At 56.5% G+C, this 14,272-nt stretch carries 14 protein-coding genes; 7 read left to right on the top strand and 7 right to left on the bottom strand.

Annotated features, from left to right (window positions below; all coding sequences use genetic code 11):
- The first annotated feature begins 165 nt into the window (after nucleotides 1-165).
- Nucleotides 166-897, top strand: a complete 732-nt coding sequence (locus QRN50_RS14425; protein WP_096127127.1) for a hypothetical protein — start codon at nucleotides 166-168, stop codon at nucleotides 895-897.
- Between the two features lie 692 nt (nucleotides 898-1,589).
- The gene (locus tag QRN50_RS14420) at nucleotides 1,590-2,459 is read left to right on the top strand and encodes a hypothetical protein (RefSeq protein WP_011268633.1); all 870 of its coding nucleotides are present in this window, start codon (nucleotides 1,590-1,592) and stop codon (nucleotides 2,457-2,459) included.
- Nucleotides 2,460-2,463: 4 nt separating this feature from the next.
- Here QRN50_RS14420 and QRN50_RS14415 read toward each other — a convergent pair whose 3' ends face one another.
- From QRN50_RS14415 to QRN50_RS14390, 6 genes are all read right to left on the bottom strand, one after another.
- Nucleotides 2,464-3,540: a diguanylate cyclase gene (locus QRN50_RS14415; protein WP_011268632.1), complete on the bottom strand. Its 1,077-nt coding sequence runs from the start codon at nucleotides 3,538-3,540 to the stop codon at nucleotides 2,464-2,466.
- A 300-nt stretch (nucleotides 3,541-3,840) separates the two neighbouring features.
- Nucleotides 3,841-5,043, bottom strand: a complete 1,203-nt coding sequence (locus QRN50_RS14410) for an MFS transporter (RefSeq protein WP_024650560.1) — start codon at nucleotides 5,041-5,043, stop codon at nucleotides 3,841-3,843.
- Between the two features lie 203 nt (nucleotides 5,044-5,246).
- Nucleotides 5,247-5,837 (bottom strand): DcrB/PsbP domain-containing protein, encoded by a 591-nt coding sequence (locus tag QRN50_RS14405; RefSeq protein WP_024659541.1) that lies wholly within the window; start codon nucleotides 5,835-5,837, stop codon nucleotides 5,247-5,249.
- Between the two features lie 134 nt (nucleotides 5,838-5,971).
- On the bottom strand, nucleotides 5,972-6,784 hold the full coding sequence (locus QRN50_RS14400; protein WP_003402525.1) for an MlaA family lipoprotein: 813 nt from the start codon (nucleotides 6,782-6,784) through the stop codon (nucleotides 5,972-5,974).
- A complete protein-coding gene (gene mlaY / locus QRN50_RS14395) occupies nucleotides 6,777-8,075 on the bottom strand; it encodes a lipid asymmetry maintenance lipase MlaY (RefSeq protein WP_011268631.1) in 1,299 nt (432 codons plus the stop codon). Before mlaY ends, QRN50_RS14400 begins: the two co-directional genes overlap by 8 nt.
- Nucleotides 8,076-8,977: 902 nt before the next feature.
- The gene (locus tag QRN50_RS14390; protein WP_003402529.1) at nucleotides 8,978-9,214 is read right to left on the bottom strand and encodes a hypothetical protein; all 237 of its coding nucleotides are present in this window, start codon (nucleotides 9,212-9,214) and stop codon (nucleotides 8,978-8,980) included.
- Between the two features lie 40 nt (nucleotides 9,215-9,254).
- On the opposite strand from QRN50_RS14390, the gene QRN50_RS14385 reads away from it, so the two are divergent.
- From QRN50_RS14385 to QRN50_RS14375, 3 genes are all read left to right on the top strand, one after another.
- On the top strand, nucleotides 9,255-10,109 hold the full coding sequence (locus QRN50_RS14385) for a glycine betaine ABC transporter substrate-binding protein (protein ID WP_011268630.1): 855 nt from the start codon (nucleotides 9,255-9,257) through the stop codon (nucleotides 10,107-10,109).
- Nucleotides 10,110-10,343: 234 nt separating this feature from the next.
- Nucleotides 10,344-10,655: a DUF485 domain-containing protein gene (locus QRN50_RS14380; protein ID WP_003314526.1), complete on the top strand. Its 312-nt coding sequence runs from the start codon at nucleotides 10,344-10,346 to the stop codon at nucleotides 10,653-10,655.
- A complete protein-coding gene (locus QRN50_RS14375) occupies nucleotides 10,652-12,310 on the top strand; it encodes a cation acetate symporter (protein WP_003402531.1) in 1,659 nt (552 codons plus the stop codon). Before QRN50_RS14380 ends, QRN50_RS14375 begins: the two co-directional genes overlap by 4 nt.
- A gap of 120 nt (nucleotides 12,311-12,430) precedes the next feature.
- Here the strand turns inward: QRN50_RS14375 and QRN50_RS14370 are convergent, their stop codons facing one another.
- Complete coding sequence (locus tag QRN50_RS14370) at nucleotides 12,431-12,589, bottom strand: DUF3309 family protein (protein ID WP_002552554.1); 159 nt, start codon at nucleotides 12,587-12,589, stop codon at nucleotides 12,431-12,433.
- A 316-nt stretch (nucleotides 12,590-12,905) separates the two neighbouring features.
- Here QRN50_RS14370 and QRN50_RS14365 point away from each other — a divergent pair, with 316 nt between their 5' ends.
- Together QRN50_RS14365 and QRN50_RS14360 are read left to right on the top strand one after the other, a co-directional pair.
- Nucleotides 12,906-13,283, top strand: a complete 378-nt coding sequence (locus tag QRN50_RS14365; protein ID WP_058398921.1) for a DUF2784 domain-containing protein — start codon at nucleotides 12,906-12,908, stop codon at nucleotides 13,281-13,283.
- Between the two features lie 102 nt (nucleotides 13,284-13,385).
- A complete protein-coding gene (locus tag QRN50_RS14360) occupies nucleotides 13,386-14,201 on the top strand; it encodes an SDR family oxidoreductase (RefSeq protein ID WP_096127126.1) in 816 nt (271 codons plus the stop codon).
- Nucleotides 14,202-14,272: the final 71 nt, after the last annotated feature.

Raw genomic sequence — 14,272 nt, 5'->3', positions numbered from 1 at the left:
TGTAACTTGTTAATGCAATGAGCACTGCTGACGTTTGGCAGTGCCATCAATAATACCGTGCTGCGCTGTGACGCCCATCAGGCACTGCTTCCTGGCTGGCTGCAGAAAGGAATATCCGAAGCCTGCTCGCACGACGAACTGTAAACAATAAAAAAGGAGCCACTCATGACTGTTTGTTTTGTTCGGGGCGAGTCAGGTGCCGACGTGTCGTTGCGGCTGGATCCGCAGCGGCCCGGTTTTAATATGACAACAAACTTCCATCATCTGGCAACCCGGCAGTCCGCGCTTTCGGTGGCGCAACTGGCCGAGCAACAGGCAAAGCTGTCCGGCCCCGTTGGCCTGTTTGCCAAACTCTGTCGGCAGCTTCGTTCGCATGGGCGTCAGTCACCCTTACTCGAAGACATTGCCCGGCTTGAGGGCCGCAAGCGTCAATGGCTGGCCAAGCGCGCCGTACAATTCGCACTGGGCCTGCACGGCCGTCGGCCAGAAGTCGAGAACCCGTTCAAAGGCCTGGTGCGCGAAGACCTGTGCTGCATCGTGTTCGATGACCCCTCAACGCACACGCTGGTCGAGCGTTATACCGCCAGCGAAGCGCTGCGGGCTCAGGACAGTGAGTACTTCGTCAAACTCATTGCCACCACGCGCAACACCGTCGAGCGGCGAATCGTCTTCCATGGTCTGCTCGAACACTTCGACCGATTACTGCCCATTGAGAAGAGCATCTATCCGCTCAACTATCGCGCTGTCCAGCAAGCGCACCTCGATAATGAGGAAGCCCTCTATGGAGCACTGATGATGGAGCAGCCCATCGGTACATTGCTTGAGATGCATACGCCTGAGTGGCTGTTGAATAACCTGTCCTCGTTTGAACTTTCCATTGATCAAGCGTGTGGCTAAGCAGGTGTTGGAAGCGGGTGTTGATCCTCTCGGCTGATAGGGTTTTACAAGCGGTTCAGTTTTTTTCTAACAAAACACGTTCAAGCTCAGTGCGCGTCAGCGCGTCCGGCGAATGATACGAAATAGCAGTTCGTGCAGACGTTTCAAGCCTGCGGCTTTTGCACGGCCGATGAATTTTATTTATAAATATTGGAGTAACACCTATGAAAAAAATAACACCTTTGGTTTTCTTGTTAGTGTCGGCTGCCAGCCAGGCGGCCGACTATTCGGTGACGACTACCAGAACCCCGACGTTTATCAATGGGCCTGGTCACAGTGCGTTTTCCCGACACCAGTTGAGATTGGCTGATTACCCCCGCGGCGCGGCTAACAACTCTCGGTTGCAAAAGATTTCCTGGACCGCGACTACCTTTCCGGAAAGCGTGAACGAACGCGCAAATCTTTGTTTCAGGAGAGGCGGTGTACATGATTCTGATTGTATCTCTATAACGCCAGGCGTGCCTGGCAGTACTGAGAGATTCAACAGTCTTGGTTTTAGCTATGCCTCCGACGTCATGATCAGGCACAGCGCTGAAAGTGGACCTTGGCAAAGCAAGCCTGCCGGGCCAGAAACAGTCACCTTTCATTTAACGTACTGATTGTTAATCCCTGGCGATAACCGTCAGGGATCTTTCGGGGCAGGAGCCAACGTCATGCGAGTCATAAGTTCCGGAGCAGATGCACTGATAGCCGCGCAACAACTTGATGATAAAAGAGCAGCAAAGACCATATCCTCAATTGCCAATCCCCCCCTTCGATCAACCTCTCCAGACTCTGCGGTGACCATCAGCGGCCAGGCCCTCCTGAAACATAGGGTATTTGGGGTCGCGGACTCTGGTCGTTCTGCGCCCATGCTCGGGAAAGCCGAATGTGGAATGTCCATGCCCGAGGCGTTTTTTTTAACCCGGGATGATCGCAGACTGCTGGGTGATGTTTATGAATGGGCAAGCGCTCAGGGAGCTGATCTGGGCTATGTTGATGATCTGGCTTTTGGGCTGGCCTCATATAGAGAGAAAGATGATGGAAGAATATGGGGCCGCCAGAACCAGGGCAAAACATATGACCTCGAAGGCCACAAGGTTTTCTACAGTTTTACCGAGCCGCACGCGGCCACCGCCAAGCGTATTACCGAGAGCGATGGGCTAAAAACAACACGGCTGGACCAGGGGTTTGTTCGCTTCATCACTGACAAGGACTACGGCTCCATAGGGCACAATAATTTTGAGTTCATGGAAAAAGTCATCAACCGGTTTTCAACGGCGGGGGAAAGAGACGAGCAACTGGGGGCAGATTTCACTACCTATAAAAGCCAGAAGAGTGACTACATAAGGACGCTGTCCAAGGAAACGTACACTCCCGGCGAAGGAGACTCTCGAGAAACGCCATCCGTAAAAAAAGCCACCAAACCCAAGGAAATAACCCTGGAAAGCCTGCGTAACGACATGCGCGAGACGTTCCTGAAAGCGATGGGGGTCAAGAGTCTCTCATCCCTGTTCGACATGCTGTTCAAGGACAGGCGTTGACAGGTCAGGCCTGTGCGCCAAGCGACTGGAGTTCTGGCGGCGCATCCTGAGGGCTGGCGACGCGGTTGCGGCCTGTGCTTTTGGCCAGATACAGCGCCTTGTCTGCTTCATGCAGCCACGACGAGGCATCCGGCATTTCAGGAGAATAGGCGGCAATACCGATACTGAGACTGACCTTGAGATCGCAATGCAGGGTATAGGTCATTTCATCTATCGCCAGACGCAGGCGCTCGAGGATTTCCTTTGCCTGAAGCAAGCTGGTGTCGGGCAGAATGACGCAGAACTCATCGCCGCCACAACGCCCGATCAGGTCGGAATCACGCAGGTTTTCGATCAGTGCTTCGCTGATACTCTGCAGCACCGTGTCGCCCATCAGGTGGCCATAAGTGTCGTTGATGACCTTGAAGTGATCGATATCGATCAGCGCGATGACGCACTCCTGATACGCGTTCTGGCTACTGGCGTACTCCAGATCAAGCAGGTCCTTCCACGCACCATGATTGAGCAGGCCGGTGAGGCTGTCGGTGCGGCTGACCTTGCGCAGGATGTTGCGGTGTTCCCATAGCTTAAGTGTGACCTGATGGCTCAGCCAGCCAATGAAGATAGGGTAGGTCACCAGTACCGGAAGGCAGGCGTAGATCTGCGCCATGTTGCCATGCAGATTGACGACAGGGTCGAGCGCGGCCAGCGAAATCAGCACGCCCAGTGCCTGCATGCACAGGCCTTGCAGCATCAGCCGTGGCCCGGCGGCGGCCATGTTATGCATGGCCATCATGGCGAGGACCGTGACCCCGGGAACGGCGCTGAAACCCATCGCGCCAATCCAGAAACCGCCCATCATCGAATCGAACAGCAGATTGCGCCATTCAGCCTGGTAGGGCTCGCGTGACGTTCTTGCGAGCTGATAAGCAACATGTGGCCATACCAGACTGTAGAGCAGTGCCAACAACCACGCCCAGTGTGCTGTGTTCACGTAATACAAAGAAACAGCGACCGTCACAAAGCCAACGCTGACACCGAAGCATCTCGGGGCGTAGATCCGCTTGGCGAATGCCATCCCTCGGCGGTGATAGGTGCTCATAGATTCTTACCGGACATTACTTTCGAATCGGTCGGAAATCGACGCCGCTTGACCGAAAGGCTGGAGTTTGAGCGTTCACTAGTGGCAAGGGAAGAGTATTTTGCCGAGGGGTGTCAAATAACCACATATTAATGAAGGGTCACTGTTTAGAAGTCAATTAAATGACATAAGCAGTGCTAAAACCCGTTCAAAAATATGACGAAACTTACAATCTAATACACCGTGAATAACCGGGGGCAGGGTGTCTGGTTGTTGGCAGACACACTGCCCGGCGAATTCAGTAAAGCGACGGTCAGGCGGTTACAACGGTGCCCTGTTTTTCTGCATGCTGGTCATCCATGCAACGCCGATGGACAGCAGCGCAACAACAGCGGCGACATACCCTACGGCACCCAGGCCCAGGTGCTCGATGGTGAGGCCTCCGATGATCGATCCCAGACCGATGCCGGCATTGGCTGCCGAGACATTCAAGGTCCCGGCCAGTGCCTGGGCCTGAGGCGCTGCTTTCATCACCCTGATCTGGCAGATCGGAAACAACGCCGTGTGCGCAATGCCCCAAATCACCAGTACCACGGCAAGCAGCGGCATGGAGCCTGCGGCGGGTACGCTTGCGGTCATGCCCAGTGCGAGCAGCAGCGCAAACGCCATGGTCGAGCCGAGCGGGCTGCGGTCCACATAACGTCCACCCAGGGCATTGCCGATCAGGCCTACCGCGCCGAAGCCCATCAACCACCAACCCACGTGAGCCGATTCGATGCCCGCGATGCGTTCCAGCGTATCAGCCAGATAGGTATAGGCGCCGAACATGGCCGTGAACAGCAGGATGGACAGCAGCAGGTTGGCGAGGAAAAACGGATCCCGAAGAATTTTTGCCTGCTCCGCGAGGCCGACCTTTGCGGTAGGTTCAATACGCGGCATCGACAGTGCCAGCAACAAAGCCATCAACGCTGACAGCAACGTCAGAGCCCAGAATGCCCCGCGCCAACCCACGGCATCGGCGAATACCGTACCCAGCGGGATACCGAACAGCATGGCAGCCGAGATACCGAGGTAGACCTGCGCAACGGCCTTGCCAGCGCGCTTCGGTCCGGCCAGCAGGCTTGCCGTTTCACTGGCGGTGCCCCAGAACACTGGCAAGGCCAGTGCCGGAATGAACCGTGCCAGCGCCAGCACCCAGATATTGCTCGATACCGCCGCCAGTGCGTTGGAGGCGGCAAAGATCAGCAGAATGACGATGAACGTGCGCTTGCGGTCCAGGTGCGAAAGCATGGCCGTCAGCGGTGGGCCAAAGAGCATCACCGTGAAGGCGAACAGCGTCACCAGCAAACCGGCAGTAGAGATGGAGATTCCCAGATCACGGGCCATCGAAGGCAACAGACCGATGATGAGAAATTCAGTGGTGACGATCACGAAGCCGGCCAGGGCCAGAATCGCGATGGACAAGCCGGCGCCGGTCGAGCTTGCGCTGCGAGCGCCGGAGGCAGTGGTTTCCAGAGAAGGCATAGTGCAGACCCATTAAAAATAAGTCCGCCAGCTTATTGCAGAAATGAGCTTGTATCTTTGCCAAGTTTTCCCTTTATTGTGGACTGGAATTCACTAATTGGAATTTCGTCTGCGTCCTGTCCAGGGTCCGGCCTTGGGCGAGCGAATGTCCGGCGTGTTGCGGGCGGATTGAGTCGCATCGGACCGGCTGACCGGTCCGCAGATCATTGGCCGATAACGGTCTTCACCAGCGCGGCGTGCTCTTTCGGATTCTTTGCATTGGAGACCACGTTCAGCACGGCTGCGCGAGTACCCGATGCCGCGATGATCGACGTGCTCAGCACCTGAGCGTCGCTCATGGTCGCCGAGGTATCCAGCTGGCGCACACCAAGACCGTTCTTCTTGACGATCTTCTTGTCACCCAGCTTTTTGAAATCCTTGTAGCCGGTACTCTGCTGGGCAAGGATGCCGGTGACCAGCCCATCAAGTACTGCGCCATCGTTATCGCTGGCCTGCACGCCCATTGGCATCGGCGTTTCGGTAACGATCAACACGCGCTTTTCAGCCGCATTGGTGTAAAGCGACCCCGTCACACCCTGAGCCTTGGCCTTTGCGTCAATCTCGGGCATCTCGCCTTGTACGTAGCCCGCAGGAATGGTGAAGGCCAGTTTGCCGCCCAGCAGTGAAGCGTTTTGCACCGCAGCAGCGGCGGGCGCGGCGGCCTGCGGCTTGGTGGCAGCCTGAACGCTGACCATGCTCTGGCACGCTGCCAGTGCGATACACACAACGATTGTCTTGAAACCGAAAGAGCGCATGGAAATTCCTTTTTGTCTGTTAATGACGCAGGCGTTTGCGCCTGAGGCATGTGATTAACCAGGCAGGTAAAAGTGCCCATAAAAAAACGACCAGCCCGATCACTCCGGCTGGCCGTCGTTTTACTGCGTTACGCTTATTCGGCGATCTGCAGCTTGCGCGACTCGGTGTAGACGTAGCGCACTTTTTCATACTCGAACGGCGAGTTGAGCTGGCCGTAACGGAAGCTGGTGACGTAACGGCGGTCAATGGCACGCAACACGGTGATTTCCGGATGGTCGCTGCTGACTTCGGCCACGTTGAGGAAGTTGATCTGGTTTTCAGCCGTGTAATCGAACAGCATGCCGCCGGTGTCACGCAGGTTCGATGGACCGAACAATGGCAACACCAGATAAGGCCCGGACGGCACACCGTAGAAGCCCAGCGTCTGGCCGAAGTCTTCGCTCTGGCGCGGCAGGCCCATCATGGTCGCCGGGTCCCACAGACCGGCGATGCCGATGGTGGTGTTGAGCAGCAGACGGCCAGTGGTGTCCAGCGAGCGCTCGCCCTTGAACTGCAGCAGGCTGTTCAGCAGGTTGGAGACGTCGCCCAGGTTGCTGAAAAAGTTGCTCACACCGCTGCGCACGAAGCCAGGGGTGATGTAGCGGTAGCCGTCCACGACCGGCAGGAATACCCATTCATCGAAACGGTAGTTGAAGTGGTAGACCCGGCGGTTCCAGGATTCCAGCGGATCATAGACTTCCAGTGCGTTGATGGAGGCGCGCTCGAACTCACGCTGATCCAGCCCCGGGTTGAATTGCAGCGACTTCAGCGGCTGGGTAAAGCCGTCAGCATCGGTCTGACGGGCCACCGTGGCCGGGTGCTGAGCCTTGTTGCTGGTATCCGCGTCAGCGGCCTGGACTGTGCCGGCACAGAGCAGAGCGGCAAGAAGTAAAAGACGTTTAGCCACGGAAAAACTCCAGCATGGCGTCGGTGTTGACGCGGTAATTAAGGTTGCCGCAATGCCCGCCGTACGGGTAAACGGTCAGGCGATCGCCAAAGGTCTTGCGCAGGAAGCCGAGGTCCCCCGATCCCAGGATCACGTCGTCAGCGTTGTGCATGACGGCAATCTTGGTGTTGCTGTGCAGGTAGTCCTTGAGTGCATAGAGGCTGACCTGGTCGACCAGTTGCAGAAGGCTACCGCCGTCGGTGCGCGCGCGCCACATAGGGATGACCTGTTCGGTCAGGTAGCAATCGAAGTCGCACTGCAGGGCACGCTTGAGGAACGGCGTCAAGCTGGTGCCTTCGGTGATCGGGAATTTCGGTGGTGTAATCAGGCCACGACGGTTGATCAGGTCGGAGGTGAACGCGATATCAGCCGACGAGAAGCGGAACGAGGTACCGATCAGCATCGCCATCTGTTCATTGGTCAGGTGCTGCTTGGACTGCTGGAAGTCGAACAGCAGTGCATCGTTGAGGTCGATGTAGCCCTTTTGGCGGAAGTAGCGGGTCAGCTTGGCCAGCACCAGTTCATAGAACGTGGTGGTGTTGTTGATACCCTTGACGTTGGTCTGCACCAGTTTGTCGAGGTTGCTGATTGAGGTGTAGAGATTGACCGGCGGGTTGAGCAGCAGGACTTTCTTGAAGTTGAAGCTGCGGCGGGTTTCATCCAGTTTGCTGACGAATGCAGCATTCAGTGCCCCAAGGCTGTAACCGGTCAGGTAATAGTCGGTTACCGGCAGTTGCGCCTGCTGAGCCCGAATGGCCTGCATGACGCGATAAATGTCTTCTGCGTCGTCGGTGGAGACACCAGGAGTCGCAAAGCGCGAGGCCGAGGTCATGAAGTCATAGCTGGTGGGCGAAGACAGCTGTACGACGTGGTAGCCCGCGCCGTAATAGAGCTTTTTCAGGAATTCATTGATCGTGCTGTTATACGGCGCGCCGGTGCCGGCGATCAGGAAGATCAGCGGGGCAGCGTGGTCCTGCTTGGCCAGGCGATAGTGCAACTTCTTCACCGCCCAGAAGTTGTCGGGCAGGGTGAACTCGCGCTCGGGATGCAGGTTCAGGGTGTAGACATCCTGATCGATATCTTCATCGTCAGGCAGGTCGGGGCGCAGAGCGGGCGGTGTGGTCGCAATGGTCGCTTCGAACGGATTAGTCAGCGGGTAGCCATAGGTGGCGGAGTCGACGTTGGTTGCCAGAGCGGACGCACTTAAACACAAGCCACCTATAACAGTGGCGAGGCGCAGAAAACGGAGCATGACTAAATCCCTTGGGAAAGAAGTGCTGATGAAATACGCAGGCTATGACCAAGGTGTAGTGCCAAAGTGCCCCATCCACTGGTTAATCCTGTAAATATGACGGAACAATACACGTTCTTTGGATTTTGCAATGCAGATATGCGGTTTATTTTTGCGTGACTAGCGTATTTGCTGCCCCGGCGCGACGTTTGCACTGCTGGTAAAGGTTGGCGGACCATGGCCTGGAGGCGGATTTTCCGGCTCGCGGAAAGCACAAAGGAGAGCCGTAGCTCTCCTCCAATGTGGTTCACGTGCTCTTTTTATTGTTATAGGGCGGCCTGTTATTGTTGTTGGCGACCAGTCCCTTTACAGCGTTGTTGTGCGACCCCTATCGGGGTCAAGAGCAAACGTATTTTTTTGAGCGCTGATTCGCTTTAATCACCTGCCTGCACAACAGCGTGATCCCACCGGTTCTGGAGCTACCTGACGGTAGTTTTATTGTTCTCGGTCCGGTCGCGAGGCCTTTCATTGAAAGGGCTCTGTAAAGCTGATCCACTCCAAAAAAATCTGTTAGCTGCGCCTCTGTCCGTTTTGTTCTTGTTGTGTCAAAGCCGTTACGTCTTGTTTTTATTGGTTTGCCGCATCATTTGTTGTTTTTGTTGTACCAGAGATATAGCAGGACCCGTGCCAGTTTTTTAAAAACCTTTAAAATCAGTAAGTTGCGGATTCTGATGATTGTTGGGTGGTCATGGAGCCGGAAAAAATGTTTCCGTGTTACCCGTTCGCGTCGGTGATCGTGAAGCTGCGGTAACACATCGTGTTTCCTTCGAAACATGAGCCAGAGTGGTGCGCTGCAGTTCTCTACCGTCTATACGACGTTGGTATGGGGAAGGGGGCTCGCCCATAGGCATGAAGCAGCGTCCTCAGCTGTTGATGGCCGGATCAAGGCGTTTTTCGGGGCGCGTTGTCGTTGATGGCTCGTTGTTGTCGTTTCCCATTGCCCCAGTGTCGCAGACAGAGCATGCCTGCCTGTTCCGCAGGTCGATGATCAGGGTGGCGTTGCGGTGCGTTTGACTGCGCGTGGCAGCGATAAAAACGTGCAAGGCGCCGCGTGCCCCAAGGTCGGGCGCGAGGGCGGTCTGGAGAACAACGTTAACCATGTTCCGACAACCGTCGGTGCAGACTTCCGGGGAAGCGACAATGATGATGCGAAAAATACTGGGGGCGGGTGCCGCTCTGGTACTTGCGGTCAGCTCCACGCTGGCGATTGCCGAAACCAAGACCCTGACCATTGGCTATGTGGAAGGCTGGTCCGACAGTGTCGCCACCACCTTCGTGGCTTCCGAGGTGATCAAGCAAAAGCTTGGCTATGACGTCAAGTTGCAGTCTGTCGCTGCAGGGATCATGTGGCAGGCGGTGGCAACCGACAAGCTGGACCTGATGCTGTCTGCGTGGCTTCCGGGCACGCATGGCGAGTACTACGCCAAGTACAAGGATCAGGTCGTCAACTACGGCCCCAACTTCAAGGACGCCAAGATTGGCTTGATCGTGCCTGAGTACGTCAAGGCCAAAACCATCGAAGACCTGAAGACTGATGCCTCCTTCAACAAGAAGATCACCGGGATCGATGCGGGCTCGGGCGTGATGCTCAAGACCGATCAGGCCATCAAGGACTACGGTCTGGACGGCTATAAGCTGCAGGCGAGCTCCGGCGCAGGCATGATCGCCGAGCTGACCCGCGCAGAGAAGGCGAAGAAATCCATCGTGGTTACCGGCTGGGTGCCGCACTGGATGTTCGCCAAGTGGAAACTGCGTTTCCTGGACGACCCGAAAGGTGTCTATGGCGAGGCTGAAACCGTCGACAACGTTGCCAGCCTGGGGCTGGAGAAAAAAGCGCCTGAGGTCGTGGCCTTCCTGAAAAAATTCCAGTGGGCATCCAAGGACGAAATCGGTGAAGTGATGCTGGCGATTCAGGACGGTGCCAAACCTGAAGCGGCAGCAAAGGACTGGGTCGCCAAGCACCCGGATCGCGTTGCTGCATGGACTGCCAAATAGTCGCAAAGTGTCTGAACAGCCCTTCTCAAGGCCGTCTGGTGTTGTCGCCAGACGGCCTTTCGTTTTTCCGCTCCGAAGTATTTTCCGTGCGACCGACTGCCGGCGGGTCCAGGCCGTGCGAGAAGAGGTATCTACAGCTAATGTCGTTCTAATACTAAGGTCGTCTGGAGTGCGCGCCGGACCCGACTAAAGTGCGTTACGTGACATCTCATCTGTGCTGCGAGGACAAAAACAATGAACGACAGCATTTACCTCTCGATTCAAAACAGCCCCCGTTTCAAGGAGCTGGTCTCCAAAAGAGAGCGTTTCGCCTGGATTCTCTCGGCGATCATGCTTGGCCTGTATGCGGCCTTTATTCTTTTGATCGCTTACGGACCCCATATTCTGGGGGCCAAACTAAGTCCCACTTCGACCATTACCTGGGGAATGCCGATAGGCGTCGGGCTGATCCTTTCCGCGTTCATATTGACGGCCATCTATGTTCGCCGTGCCAACGGTGAATTCGATGACCTGAACAACGCGATCCTCAAGGAGGCTCAGCAATGATCCGGCGCCTATCAGCAGCACTTGGCCTGGCCGCCTTCGCGCCGACCCTCTGGGCGGCAGACGCGTTGACGGGTGCAGTGCAGAAACAACCCCTGAACGTCGCCGCGATCGTCATGTTCGTGGTCTTCGTCGCTTTCACGCTGTACATCACCTACTGGGCATCGAAAAAGAACAAGACAGCGTCGGACTATTACTCGGCAGGTGGCAAGATCACCGGCTTCCAGAACGGTCTGGCGATCGCCGGTGACTACATGTCGGCAGCGTCCTTTCTGGGTATTTCCGCGCTGGTCTACACCTCCGGCTACGATGGCCTGATCTACTCGATCGGCTTCCTGGTAGGCTGGCCGATCATCCTGTTCCTGATCGCCGAACGCCTGCGCAACCTGGGTAAATACACCTTTGCCGATGTGGCGTCGTACCGCCTCAAGCAAAAGGAAATTCGCACCCTGTCTGCCTGCGGCTCGCTGGTGGTGGTGGCGTTTTACCTGATTGCGCAGATGGTCGGTGCCGGCAAGCTGATCCAGTTGCTGTTCGGTCTGGACTACGCCGTTGCGGTGGTGCTGGTCGGTATCCTGATGTGCCTCTATGTGCTGTTCGGCGGCATGCTCGCTACCACCTGGGTGCAGATCATCAAGGCGGTGATGTTGCTGTCCGGTGCGTCGTTCATGGCATTGATGGTCATGAAGCACGTCAACTTCGACTTCAACATGCTGTTCTCCGAAGCGATCAAGGTTCACCCAAAAGGTGAAGCGATCATGAGCCCTGGCGGGCTGGTGAAAGACCCTATCTCGGCGTTCTCGCTGGGTCTGGCCCTGATGTTCGGTACCGCGGGCCTGCCACACATCCTGATGCGCTTCTTCACCGTGAGCGATGCCAAGGAAGCGCGCAAGTCGGTGCTCTACGCAACCGGCTTTATCGGTTACTTCTACATCCTGACCTTCATCATCGGTTTCGGCGCGATCCTGCTGGTCAGCACCAATCCGGCGTTCAAGGATGCAGCAGGCGCCTTGCTGGGCGGTAACAACATGGCTGCGGTTCACCTGGCCGATGCGGTCGGTGGCAGTCTGTTCCTGGGCTTCATCTCGGCAGTCGCTTTCGCCACCATTCTGGCAGTGGTTGCCGGTCTGACCCTCGCGGGTGCTTCGGCGGTTTCCCACGACTTGTATGCCAGCGTCATCAAGGCAGGCAAAGCCAACGAGAAGGACGAGATCCGTATCTCGAAAATCACCACCATTGCCCTGGCGGTCGTGGCGATCTTTCTGGGTATTGCCTTTGAAAGCCAGAACATCGCCTTCATGGTGGGCCTGGCGTTCTCGGTCGCGGCAAGCTGCAACTTCCCGATTCTGCTGCTTTCCATGTACTGGAAAAACCTGACCACCCGTGGCGCCATGATCGGCGGCTGGATGGGCCTGATCAGTGCAGTGGTGCTGATGGTGCTCGGTCCGACCATCTGGGTGCAGATCCTGCACCACGAGAAAGCCATTTTCCCTTACGAATACCCGGCGCTGTTTTCCATCGCCATCGCCTTCGTAGGTATCTGGTTCTTCTCCATCACCGACAAGTCGAAAGCGGCGGAGGGCGAGCGCGCTCTGTTCTATCCGCAATTCGTCCGCTCGCAGACGGGGCTGGGTGCCAGCGGTGCGGTTTCGCACTAAGGCCAGGTTGCTGTGAACGAGAAGCAGCCTTCGGGCTGCTTTTTCATGGGCGATAAAAAACCCCGCTTGAAAAAGCGGGGTTTTTTATTGGCTACATGCGCTGCTGCGTGGAGCAGCAGGTCATATCTTGCCGAGCAACACCAGAATCAGCAGGATCACCAGGATCGTACCGATGATGCCCGACGGACCGTAGCCCCAGCTGCGCGAGTGCGGGAATACTGGCAAACCGCCAACTAGCAGCAGAATCAGAACGATGATAAGAATAGTGCCGATGCCCATGGTGAGTTCCCTCTTTACATTAGTGTTAATTAACAGATGCCGTTAAAACGTCACGCCAGACGGTATGAAGTTTGCCTGCTTGACTCATCGGACTCTGGGGGTTGGAGAAAGGTTCGATCTATTTTAAATAATTTCTTACATTTCTAAAAAACATTGAAAATCAGCATCTTGTCGTACTTTTGTCTGACAATAACTTGGCCCGTTTTAACCTGATGGGTTTGAATCGGTCTTAAAAACAATTGAACTAAAGGCCCTGAAAAGTCTCCGCGCGCTTCTAACTTTCCACCTGAGGCATGGGCCACAAGAGGACGCAATGATGGTTTATCGAATGGCGGCAGATGCCGTGGTCGTGTTTCATCTACTGTTCATTGTGTTCGTCCTGTTCGGCGGACTGCTGGTATTGAGAAGGCCCTGGCTGGCGCTGCTGCACGTTCCAGCGGCGGCCTGGGGGACTGCGGTTGAGTTTCTGCACCTGTATTGCCCGCTGACACCGCTGGAAAACACCCTGCGCAGCAACGCTGGAGGGCAGGGCTATAGCGGGGGCTTCGTTGAGCATTATCTGCTCCCGCTGATTTACCCGGCCGGGCTTACGCCGGGCATACAGCTTTGGCTGGGCGGCATCGTCGTGCTGCTCAATGTGTCGGTATATGGCCTGTTGCTGGTGCGCTATGTGGCCCGGTCCAGGCGTTCATAGGGCTGCGGTTTGCTCCAGGCATTCAGCGTCTTGATGGTGGGGTTGCGGCGCTTCTACTGTGATTACACTCAGGCAACTCCTGCACATCACAAGGCACTCGCTATGCAAAACCGCATCATGATTACTGGCGCCGGCTCAGGTCTGGGTCGTGAAATTGCACTGCGCTGGGCACGCGAAGGGTGGCGGCTGGCACTTTCGGACATCAACGATGCCGGCTTGCAGGAGACCCTTGTGCAAGTACGCAAGGCGGGCGGTGACGGTTTCGTGCAGCGTTGCGACGTTCGCGATTACAGCCAGCTCACCGCGTTTGCCCAGGCGTGCGAACAGCGCTTTGGCGGCATCGACATCATCGTCAACAATGCGGGGGTGGCCTCGGGGGGCTTTTTCAACGAATTGTCGCTGGAGGACTGGGACTGGCAGATCGCGATCAACCTGATGGGGGTGGTCAAGGGCTGCAAGGCGTTCCTGCCAATGCTGCTGGCCAGCAAGGGCCGGATCATCAACATCGCCTCGATGGCAGCGCTGATGCAGGCCCCGGCGATGAGCAATTACAACGTCGCCAAGGCCGGGGTCGTCGCGCTTTCCGAGAGCCTGCTGGTCGAACTGCATGACCAGGGGGTTGGTGTTCATGTGGTCTGCCCGTCGTTCTTTCAGACCAATCTGCTGGATTCCTTCCGCGGCCCCACGCCCGCGATGAAGGCGCAGATCGGCAGGTTGCTGGAGAAGTCGCCGATCACCGCGGGGGATATCGCCGACTGCATCTTCAGGCAGGTTGGCGAAGGCGAGTTCATGATCCTGCCTCATGAAGAAGGCCGCATGGCCTGGGAAATGAAGCGCAAGCAACCGCAGGCGATGTACGACGAAATGACCGTCATGTGCGCCAAGATGCGCGCCAAGGCGCAGAAGGGGCATGCCTGACTAACCCGGAAGCGCTGCGTCCTCTTGCGACGCAGAGCGTCGTGACCTGCATTCCCACGCTGGAGCGTGAG

It is taken from the genome of Pseudomonas sp. MEJ108 (assembly GCF_030208985.1).
In the GTDB taxonomy this organism is placed as follows: domain Bacteria; phylum Pseudomonadota; class Gammaproteobacteria; order Pseudomonadales; family Pseudomonadaceae; genus Aquipseudomonas; species Aquipseudomonas fragariae.
This window is presented reverse-complemented; position numbering and strand designations above follow the sequence as displayed.